The organism is Candidatus Eisenbacteria bacterium (assembly GCA_016867715.1).
Classification (GTDB): domain Bacteria; phylum Orphanbacterota; class Orphanbacteria; order Orphanbacterales; family Orphanbacteraceae; genus VGIW01.
Window position 1 is genome coordinate 46744 of sequence record VGIW01000011.1, and the last position, 9289, is coordinate 56032.

At 68.3% G+C, this 9289-nt stretch carries 10 protein-coding genes; 9 read left to right on the forward strand and 1 reads right to left on the reverse strand.

What is annotated here, in order from left to right:
• Positions 1 to 13: 13 nt before the first annotated feature.
• From dusB to FJY73_03885, 7 genes are read left to right on the forward strand one after another with little or no spacing between them, the layout of a single operon-like run.
• The gene (gene dusB, locus FJY73_03855) at positions 14 to 1003 is read left to right on the forward strand and encodes a tRNA dihydrouridine synthase DusB (protein MBM3319794.1); all 990 of its coding nucleotides are present in this window, start codon (positions 14 to 16) and stop codon (positions 1001 to 1003) included.
• Positions 993 to 1751 (forward strand): nickel pincer cofactor biosynthesis protein LarB, encoded by a 759-nt coding sequence (larB, locus tag FJY73_03860; GenBank protein ID MBM3319795.1) that lies wholly within the window; start codon positions 993 to 995, stop codon positions 1749 to 1751. The genes dusB and larB overlap by 11 nt, the downstream gene beginning before the upstream one ends.
• A complete protein-coding gene (gene larC / locus FJY73_03865; protein MBM3319796.1) occupies positions 1748 to 2917 on the forward strand; it encodes a nickel pincer cofactor biosynthesis protein LarC in 1170 nt (389 codons plus the stop codon). The genes larB and larC overlap by 4 nt, the downstream gene beginning before the upstream one ends.
• Positions 2914 to 3456: a bifunctional pyr operon transcriptional regulator/uracil phosphoribosyltransferase PyrR gene (gene pyrR / locus FJY73_03870; GenBank protein ID MBM3319797.1), complete on the forward strand. Its 543-nt coding sequence runs from the start codon at positions 2914 to 2916 to the stop codon at positions 3454 to 3456. Before larC ends, pyrR begins: the two co-directional genes overlap by 4 nt.
• Complete coding sequence (locus FJY73_03875) at positions 3453 to 4394, forward strand: aspartate carbamoyltransferase catalytic subunit (GenBank protein MBM3319798.1); 942 nt, start codon at positions 3453 to 3455, stop codon at positions 4392 to 4394. Before pyrR ends, FJY73_03875 begins: the two co-directional genes overlap by 4 nt.
• A complete protein-coding gene (locus FJY73_03880) occupies positions 4378 to 5700 on the forward strand; it encodes a dihydroorotase (GenBank protein MBM3319799.1) in 1323 nt (440 codons plus the stop codon). Before FJY73_03875 ends, FJY73_03880 begins: the two co-directional genes overlap by 17 nt.
• Positions 5697 to 7448: a TonB family protein gene (locus tag FJY73_03885; GenBank protein MBM3319800.1), complete on the forward strand. Its 1752-nt coding sequence runs from the start codon at positions 5697 to 5699 to the stop codon at positions 7446 to 7448. The genes FJY73_03880 and FJY73_03885 overlap by 4 nt, the downstream gene beginning before the upstream one ends.
• 21 nt (positions 7449 to 7469) lie before the next feature.
• On the opposite strand, the gene FJY73_03890 is transcribed toward FJY73_03885, so the two are convergent.
• Positions 7470 to 7907, reverse strand: a complete 438-nt coding sequence (locus tag FJY73_03890; protein ID MBM3319801.1) for a MarR family transcriptional regulator — start codon at positions 7905 to 7907, stop codon at positions 7470 to 7472.
• A 258-nt stretch (positions 7908 to 8165) separates the two neighbouring features.
• Between FJY73_03890 and pyrF the strand changes: the two genes are divergently transcribed.
• Together pyrF and FJY73_03900 are read left to right on the forward strand one after the other, a co-directional pair.
• Complete coding sequence (pyrF, locus tag FJY73_03895) at positions 8166 to 8837, forward strand: orotidine-5'-phosphate decarboxylase (GenBank protein MBM3319802.1); 672 nt, start codon at positions 8166 to 8168, stop codon at positions 8835 to 8837.
• Positions 8824 to 9289 (forward strand): orotate phosphoribosyltransferase (locus FJY73_03900; GenBank protein ID MBM3319803.1); only part of this gene is annotated, 466 nt, incomplete at its 3' end. The genes pyrF and FJY73_03900, both read left to right, overlap by 14 nt.

The window sequence follows — 9289 nt, forward strand, 5'->3', positions numbered from 1 at the left end:
CGGAATCCTCGGCATGCGGATCGGCCGGCTGACGATCGAACGGGGGGCGCTGCTCGCCCCCCTTTGCGGGATCACGACCGGGCCGTTTCGGCGGATCTGCCGAAGGCTCGGCGCCTCGCTCGTTTTCTCCGAGACGATCTCCGCGGACGGTCTCTACCAGATGAACCGGCGGACGATCGCGCTCGCGCGCTTCGATCCGGAAGAAAGGCCGATCGGGGTTCAAGTGTTCGGATGCGATCCGGAGCGGATCGCGGTGGCGGCGCGCATCGTCGAGGACCTCGTTCAGCCGGATCTCATCGATCTCAACTTCGGGTGCCCGGTTCCGAAGTTCGTGAAGAACGACAAGGGGGCGGCGCTCCTCAAGGATCCGCCTCGGATCGGACGGATCGTCCGCGCGGTCGTCCGCGCGGTCTCCGTCCCCGTCACCGCGAAGATCCGCGCGGGCTGGGACGAACGGACGGTTCGGGCGGCGGAGATCGCCCGCGTGGTGGAAGCGGAGGGAGGAGCTCTTCTCACGGTTCACGCGAGAACGAGGGCGCAAGCGTACGGCGGCGAGGCGAACTGGAACTGGGTCGCCGACGCGGTGCGCGCCGTCTCGATCCCGGTCGTCGGAAACGGCGACATCGCGGACGCAAGGACGGCCGAGCGGCGGATGGCGGAAACCGGCTGCGCCGCGGTGATGATCGGCCGCGCCGCGATCGGCAACCCGTGGATCTTCCGAGAAGTCGGGCATCGTTTGCTTCACGGCGTCGAACCCCCTGCGCCGAACCCCGAGGAGAGGCTCCGCATGATCCGCGAGCACCTCGCCCTTCACATCGAGGACCGCGGTCTCTTCACGGGGATCCGCGAGTTTCGGCGGCACCTCTCGTCGTACGTCCGCGCTCTGCCGGGGAGCGCGGCCTTCCGCGCGTGGGCGAACGCCGTCGAATCGCGCGAGGAGCTGGAGGAGGGCCTGGAGACGTTCTTCGGCCGCCTCTCGCAGGGAGCCGCGCATGGATCGTGACCGCATTCGGGAGATCCTCGAGGAGATCCGCGGCGGGCGCCTCTCCATCGACTCAGGCCTCGAGAAACTCCGTCTTCTTCCTTTCGAGGATCTCGGCTTCGCGCGCGTCGACCACCACCGCGGTCTCCGCCAGGGATGGCCGGAGGCGATCTTCTGCGAGGGGAAAAGCGCGGACGAGGTCGCCTCGATCGCCCGTTCGATTCTTGATGCAGGAAGCAATCTTCTCGCGACGCGCCTCTCCGCCGAGAGCTTCGAGGTCCTCGCCCGCGCGGTCGAAGGCGTTCGCTACAATCCGAGAGGGAGAACGGCCGTCAAGATCGTGAAGCCTCCGCCCGAGGGGCATTCGGTCCTTCTCCTCACGGCGGGCACTTCCGACATCCCGGTCGCCGAGGAGGCGGCCGAGACCCTCGCGGTCCTCGGGCACGCTCCGGTCCGCGTCTACGACGTCGGCGTCGCCGGGATCCACCGCCTCTGGTCGGAGGAGAAGCGAATCGAGGTGGCGCCGGTCCTCATCGTGGTGGCCGGCATGGAGGGGGCGCTCCTCTCGGTCGTCGCCGGGATCGCGCGCGTCCCGGTGATCGGCGTTCCGACGAGCATCGGGTACGGGACCGCCCTCGGCGGGCTCACCCCCCTCTTCGGGATGCTGAACAGTTGCGCTTCGGGCACCACTGTAGTAAACATCGACAACGGTTTCGGAGCCGCGTGCGCGGCGCACCGCATCCTCCAATGGATCCCGAGGCGCGTATGAAGGTCGCCTACTTCGACTGTCCCTCCGGCGCGAGCGGCGACATGATCCTCGGCGCGCTTTTCGATGCGGGGGTGGACCCGGCGGAGCTCGAGCGGGGTCTCGCCTCGCTCGCGATCGAGCGCTTTCGGATCGAGACGGAGAAGCGGACGCGGGGCGGGATCGGCGCGACCGGCGTGCGCGTGATCGTCGAGGAGAAAGCCCGCCGCCGGGGGTTTCCGGAGATCGCCGAGGCGATCGGCGCGTCCGAACTTCCTTCGAGCGTCAAGGACCGGGCGATCGAGGTCTTCCGGCTCCTCGGCGAGGCGGAGGCGGCGGTCCATCGGATCCCGCTCGAGAGGGTTCACTTCCACGAGGTCGGGGCGGTCGATGCGATCGTCGACGTGGCGGGCGCCCTTCTCGGTCTCCATCTTCTCGGGATCGAGGAAGTGCGCGCGTCGGTTCCGGCGACCGGGACCGGCTTCGTCCGCGCGGCGCACGGGCTTCTCCCTCTCCCGGCCCCCGCCGTCGCCGAGATCCTGAAAGGACGTCCGCTCCGCTTCACGGACGTGGAAGGGGAGCTCCTCACGCCGACCGGCGCGGCGCTCCTCGCGGGGCTCACCGAATCGTTCGGGCCTCCGCCTCTTCTTCGCATCGAGCGGATCGGATACGGCGCGGGGACCGCCGACCGCCCCGAGATGCCGAACCTCCTCCGCCTCTTCATCGGCGAGGAGAGCGAGAGGCTCGCGGGCGAAACGGTCCTTCAGATCGAAAGCGATGTAGACGACGTCCCCGCGGAGCTCATCGGCCACCTCTACGAACGGGCGCTCGCCGAGGGAGCGCTCGATCTCGTGGTGCTCCCCGCGCTCATGAAGAAGAACCGGCCGGGCCACCGAATCTCGCTTCTCGCCTCTCCGTCCGACCGGGAGAAGATGGCGCGTCTTCTCATGGAGGAGACGGGAACGCTCGGCGTCAGGATCCTCGAGGTCCCGCGCGCGGCGCTTCCCCGGGAGGTCGTGCGCCGGACGACGCGCTTCGGCGCGATCCGCTACAAACGCTCCGAGCTTCCGGGAGGAAGAGTTCGCCTTTCGCCGGAGTACGAGGACTGCGCCGCCGTCGCGCGGGCGCGCAACCTGCCCTTCCTCGAAGTGTGGGAGGCCGTCCGCCGGGACGGGGAGGAGAACGAGTGACCGCACGCCGCACCGTGCTCGAGCAGCGGGAGATGCATTGGGTCGTGACCCGCCTCTCCCACGAGATTCTGGAGAGGAACCGGGGCATTCGCGATCTCGTCGTCGTCGGGATCCGCACCCGGGGGGCTCACCTCGCGGCGCGAGTCGTCCGCGAGATCGAGGCGATCGAGGGGCACCGCGTCCCGCTCGGCATCCTCGACATCACCCTGTACCGGGACGACCTGCAGGACGTCGGGCCGCAGCCGGTGATCCGCGGGACGGACATTCCTTTCGACATCGAGGAAAAAGTCGTGGTGCTCGTCGACGACGTTCTCTATACGGGCCGCACCGTGCGGGCCGCGCTCGACGAGATCATCGACTTCGGCCGGCCGAAGCGGATCTGGCTCGCGGTGCTCATCGACCGCGGCCATCGCGAGCTTCCGATCGCGGCCGACTTCGTCGGAGAGCGGCTGCAGACGGCGGAGAACGAAGTGGTGGAGGTGATGGTGACGGAGGAAGACGGAGAGGACGGCGTCTTCATGCGGGAGATCGCGAAGTGAAGCTCGCTCGAAAAGACCTGCTCGGGCTGGAAGGGGCGGCGCGCGAGGAGATCGAGCTCATCTTGAACACGGCGGGGGCGTTCAAGGAGGTCTTGCAGCGGAAGATCCCGAAGGTCCCCACGCTGCGCGGAAAAACGGCGGTCAACCTGTTCTTCGAGGCGAGCACGCGGACGCGCGTATCCTTCGAGCTCGCCGAGAAGCGGCTCTCGGCCGACTCGGTCTCCATCGCGAAGGCGATGTCGAGCGCCGAGAAGGGGGAGACCCTCCTCGATACCGTTCGCAACCTTCAAGCGATGAAGATCGACTTCTTGATCGTTCGTCACTCCGCCGCCGGGGCGCCCCACTTCCTCGCGTCGCGGCTCGAGGCGGCGGTGATCAACGCGGGGGACGGCGCGCACGAGCACCCGACGCAGGGGCTTCTCGATCTCTTCACGGTGAGGGAGCGCTTCGGTTCCTTCGAGGGGCTCCGCGTCGTGATCGTCGGGGACGTGCTGCACAGCCGGGTCGCCCGCTCGAACGTCTTCGGGCTCCGCACGGTCGGGGCGCGGGTCACCCTCTGCGCTCCGCGCACGTTCCTGCCGAAGGGGATCGAGGCGCTCGGCGTGGAGGTCGAGACCGATGTCGATCGCGCGATCGAGGGGGCGGATGTCGTGATGGTTCTCCGCATCCAGAAGGAGAGGCAGGACGGCTGCTTCCTCCCGACGCTCCGCGAGTACGCGGCTCTCTTCGGCATCAACCGGAAACGGGCGGACCGCTTGAAGCCGGGGTGCCTCATCATGCATCCGGGTCCGATCAATCGGGGGGTCGAGATCGAGCCGGAGGTGGCGGACGGGCCGCGTTCGGTGATTCTCGATCAGGTCACGAACGGCGTGGCCGTCCGCATGGCGGTGATCTACCTTCTCTCAGGCGGCGAGGTGGAGCATGGCGTGGTTGGTTAAGGGGGCGCGGCTTCTCGACCCGGCGCGCGGGATCGACCGGACCGGGGATCTTCTCGTCGACGGGGGGAAGATCGTCCGAGTCGGCGGCGAGATTCGAGCGGACGGAGAGCCGGCGACGATCGAAGCGAAGGGGTGCGTGCTCGCGCCCGCCTTCGTCGACATGCATGTCCACCTCCGCGAGCCGGGGCGCGAGGACGCGGAGACGATCGAGTCGGGGACGCGCGCGGCGGCCGCGGGAGGCTTCGGCGCGATCGCATGCATGCCGAACACCGACCCGCCGCTCGACTCCCAGGGGGCGATCCGCTTCGTCTTGGAGAGGGCGGAAGAGGCGGGACCGGTACAAGTCCTTCCGATCGGGTGCATCACGGCGGGGAGAAGGGGGGAGAGGCTCGCGGAGATCGGGGACCTCGTGCGCGCGGGGGCCGCCGCGATCTCGGACGACGGGAGCTGGGTGGAGAGCCCGCTTCTCATGCGGCGCGCGCTCGAGTACGCGCGCATGTTCGACATCCCCGTCGTCACTCACGCGGAGGACAAGCGTCTCTCGGCCGGCGGCGTGATGCACGAGGGGGAGATGAGCCTTCACCTCGGTCTTCGCGGGATCCCGGCGGAGAGCGAGGTCGTCGCGATCGAGAGGGACGTGCGTCTCGCGGAGCTGGCCGAGGGGCGGCTTCACGTCGCTCACGTGTCCACCGCCGAAGGGGTCGCGGTCGTTCGGCGCGCGAAGGAGCGGGGCCTCGCGGTGACGGCGGAGACCGCGCCCCACTATCTCGCGCTGACCGACCGCTGCCTCGCCGGCTACGACACGAACCGCAAGGTGAACCCCCCGCTTCGGACCGCCGCTGACCGGGACGCGCTCCGCGGGGCGGTGGCGGACGGCGTGATCGATGCGATCGCGACCGACCATGCGCCGCATCCTTTACACGAGAAGGAAGTGGAGTTCGACGCGGCTCCGTTCGGGGTCGTCGGCCTCGAGACCGCTCTCGCGGTCCTCCTCACCTACCTCGTTCGGGCCGGGCATCTCCCGCTCCCCCGCCTCGTCGAGTGTCTGACCTCCGCCCCGGCGAAGATTCTCGGGCTCGATCTTCCCGGCCTCGCCGAGGGGGCGGACGCGTCCCTCGTCCTCTTCGATCCGGAGGGATCGTGGGTCGTCGATCCGAGCCGCTTCGAGTCTCTCTCGCGGAACACCCCCTTCGCCGGCGAGAGGCTCTTCGGCGAGATCAAGGCGCTTTTCCTTGGTCCGAAAAGGATAGTGCCTCGCCCCAAGAGCGGAGGCGGGTTCCTCTTCCCCGACGAAGAAGCGAGATGATCCGCCGTTCGCTCGGGCCCGCTCTCCTTCTCTCTCTCCTCGCCGCGGGCTGCGCCTACTACAACACCTTCTTTCATGCGCGCCAGTCGTACGTGCAGGCGGAAAGAGCGCGTGAGGCCGCCCCCGCGGAGCAGAGGCACACGGTCGGGCTCGACCTCTACGAGCAGGCGATGAAGCGGTGCGCGAAGGTCATCCTCGAGTACCCCGACTCCCGCTGGGTGGACGACGCGATCCTCCTGATGGGGAAGTGCTTCTACGCGCGGGAGGACTATCTCGGCGCGCTCAGGAAGTTCGACGAGCTCCTGCTCTACTACGAGTCGTCCGATCTCTCTCGCGAGGCCCAGTTCTGGAAGGCGAAGGCCCTCGTCGCGCTCGAGCGCTACGACGAGGCGGTCCCCACCCTCCAGAAGTTCCGCGAGGGGAAGAAGGACGACCTCCGCCGCCAGGCGATCTACCTCCTCGCGCTCGTCGAGCACCAGAGGGGAAACCACGGCGGAGCGGCGGAGGGGCTCGAGCTCTACCTCGCCGAGTCGAAGAAGGGGCCGGAGCGCGGGGAAGTCCTCAGGCGTCTCGGCGATTCGTACCGCCGAACGGGAGAGCGCGACCGGGCCCTTCGCGCGTATGGCGAATACCTCAAGGATCCGCTTCTCGAGCACGACATCCGCCTCGCGACCGAGCTCACGATCGTCGATCTCCTCGTGGAGGGAGAGCGGTTCGAAGAGGCGTACCGACTTCTCGGCGATCTCGCCGAAGAGGCGGAGAGGCCGGACGATTCGCTCCGGATCGCCTTCGGGCGCGGAAAGGCCCTACTGGAGGAAGAGAAGACGGACGAAGCGATCGAGTTCCTCCGGTCCGCGCTCGAGGAGGCGCCCTCCACGGAGAGCGCGGGCGCCATCGCTTGGCTGCTCGGGGCCACCTACCTCGAGGTCTACGACAACAAGGATTCCGCGGCGGCGGCCTACCGAAAGGCGGCCGCGTTTCCCGGTCCGGAGGAGCGGCGGGCGGCCGCGACCGCGCGCGCGAAGGACTTGGACGAGTACCTCGGTCTTCGGGGGGAGATTCACGGGGGAGAGGCGGACACTGCGCGCGCGTTCTTCCTGCTCGCCGAGCACGAGCTCTTCACGTTTGGGGAGCCCGACTTGGCCCGCGCGCGGTACCGGTCGGTGGCGGAGCGCTTCCCGGCCTCCACGTTCGCGCCTCGCGCTCTCGCGGCGGAGGTCTATCTTCTCGAGCGGGACGGCAGCACAGGTCCCGAAAGGGATTCTCTTCTCCTCTCTCTCGTGCGGTTGTATCCGAAGAGCCCGGCGGCGGTCGAGGTTTTGGACCGGGGGACGATCGGCGTCGAGCCCGATTCGCTCGCGATCTGGATCGCCCGTTACGAAGAGGCGCATCCGGAGACCGGATCGGGCGAGGAGCAGGCGACCGGCTTCGAGGGGGAGGTCGCCTTCGCCTCGGACCCGATCGGCCCGCTGGAAGGTCCGCCGGCGCCTCTTCGGATCGATCGACGGGTCGAGCCGGCGTATCCTCTCGTCCCGCCGGAGCGAGAGGGGATCGAGGGGAGCGCGGAGATCGAGGTGGAGGTGAGGGGGGACGGGAAGGTGGAGAACGCCCGCGTCCTTCGGAGCAGCAACCCGCTCTTCGAGGGGCCCGCGCTCGCGGCCGCCTACCAGTGCCGCTTCATCCCCGAAACGATCGAGGGGACCCGGACGACGAACCTTCGGTTCCAGTTCCGTCCGAGTCCCCGGTAAGCGCTCCGACTTCTTCTTAGACTACTTGGCCTTCCCCAGCCCCATGTGAAGCGTCTCGAGCGTCTTGTGGAGACGGCCGACCTCGCCGGCACCAAGCTCCCCGAACACCTGACGCATGAAGCGATCGTACGTGGGAACCGCCTGCTGGTACGTCTTCTTCCCCTTCGGCGTGAAGAACGCGCGGATGATGCGGCGATCCTCGCCGTCGCGTTTCCGCTTCACGAGCCCTTCCCGCTCGAGGCGGTCGATGATCCCCGTGATGTTCCCGCCCGTCACGAGCATGTTCTCGCCGATCTTGGTGAGGGGAATCCCCTCCTCTTCGGAGATCTGCGTGAGAACCAGGAACTGGGGCTGCGTCAGCCCGGTCCCCTTCAGAGCTTCCCGCGCGCGCTTCTGCGTCAGCTGGTAGCACTGCGAGAGCCTCTCCCAGGTTTCCGTCGTCACCTTTCTCGTGGTCATTCTCTTTCTTTCCTCCTTGTTGGGTTCCCCGCCCTCTTTGCCTCCTCTCGAGGCACCGAAGCGGGAACCGGTTGAGGCGTGCACCTTTGGATTTAAGGTTTCACACGCCAAAAGTCAAGACTTTTTCACGGCGAGTCGAACCGAACCCGGATCACTCTAACATCGGTCTTTCCACTAGTCAAGTATGTTCTCGCTCTTTCCAGCGGGGCGCGGAATCGGGTGGAGAATTCCGGACCGATGTGGTAAGAACTCAGGGCCGTGGGGGAACAACGCGTCGTCGTGGCTCTCGACGGTCTGTCGGACCGGCAGGCGCTCGCCCTGGCGGAACGCTTGGGGAAGCGGGTCGGGACGTACAAGGTGGGTCTTGAGCTTTTCACCCGCTTCGGACCCGCTTTCGTGCGCCGACTGAGGGAGCGGGGGGTGGGCGTCTTCCTGGACCTCAAGTACCACGATATCCCTGCGACCGTCTCGCGCGCGGTCGGGGCGGCGTGCGCGCTCGGCCCCTCGTTTCTCACCGTGCACGCCTCCGGCGGCGGGGAGGTGCTCCGCGCGGCGGTGGAAGCGCGCGGAGAATCGAGGACGCGCCTTCTCGCCGTCACGGTCCTCACGAGCGAGGGGGGGAGGGGCGTTGCCTCGCGCGTCCTCAAGCGGGCGGGGCTCGCTCGGGAGGCGGGGCTTGACGGCGTGGTCGCCTCCGCGCGCGAGGTCGATGGAATTAAGTCGTTGTTCGGAAAGGAGTTTCTGGTCGTCGTGCCGGGGATCCGGCCGGCCGGGCACTCGCGGGACGACCAGGCGCGCACCGCGACCCCTGCCGAGGCGATCCGAGCGGGGGCGGACCTTCTGGTGATCGGGCGCCCGATCACGCGGGCCGAGGATCCTCTGGAGGCTCTCCGGGCGATCGAGAGGGAGATCCGGGATGCGAAGCGATGAGCTGATCGCCCTCTACGCGCGGGAGGGGGCTCTTCTCGAGGGGCACTTCGTTCTACGGTCGGGGATGCACAGTGGCCGGTATCTTCAATCCGCACTTCTTCTTGCACGGCCCGAGCTCGCCGCGAGGGCCGGCAGCGCCCTTGCGGATCTCCTCCGGCCGCATAGGGCATGCACGATCCTCTCGCCGGCGCTCGGGGGGATCATCATCGGGCACGAGACCGCCCGCGCTCTGGGGATCCGCTTCCTCTTCGCCGAGCGGGAGGGGAGCGACTTCCGGCTCCGGCGCGGCTTTCGAGTCGAGAGGGGGGAGCGGGTGGTCGTGGTCGAGGACGTCGTCACGACGGGGGGCGCCGCCCTTCGGATGGTTCGCCTCGCGGAGGAGGCGGGGGCGGAGGTCTCGGCGGTCGGGGCTCTCGTCGACCGCTCGGGGAGAGAGGCGTGCTTCCCGATCC

What these genes read in the sequence shown, in the direction of transcription:
- dusB (MBM3319794.1), top strand. Translation starts at nt 14, where the DNA reads ATGCGGATCGGCCGGCTGACGATCGAACGGGGGGCGCTGCTCGCCCCC.
- larB (MBM3319795.1), top strand. Translation starts at nt 993, where the DNA reads ATGGATCGTGACCGCATTCGGGAGATCCTCGAGGAGATCCGCGGCGGG.
- larC (MBM3319796.1), top strand. Translation starts at nt 1,748, where the DNA reads ATGAAGGTCGCCTACTTCGACTGTCCCTCCGGCGCGAGCGGCGACATG.
- FJY73_03880 (MBM3319799.1), top strand. Translation starts at nt 4,378, where the DNA reads ATGGCGTGGTTGGTTAAGGGGGCGCGGCTTCTCGACCCGGCGCGCGGG.
- FJY73_03885 (MBM3319800.1), top strand. Translation starts at nt 5,697, where the DNA reads ATGATCCGCCGTTCGCTCGGGCCCGCTCTCCTTCTCTCTCTCCTCGCC.
- FJY73_03890 (MBM3319801.1), bottom strand. Translation starts at nt 7,907, where the DNA reads ATGACCACGAGAAAGGTGACGACGGAAACCTGGGAGAGGCTCTCGCAG.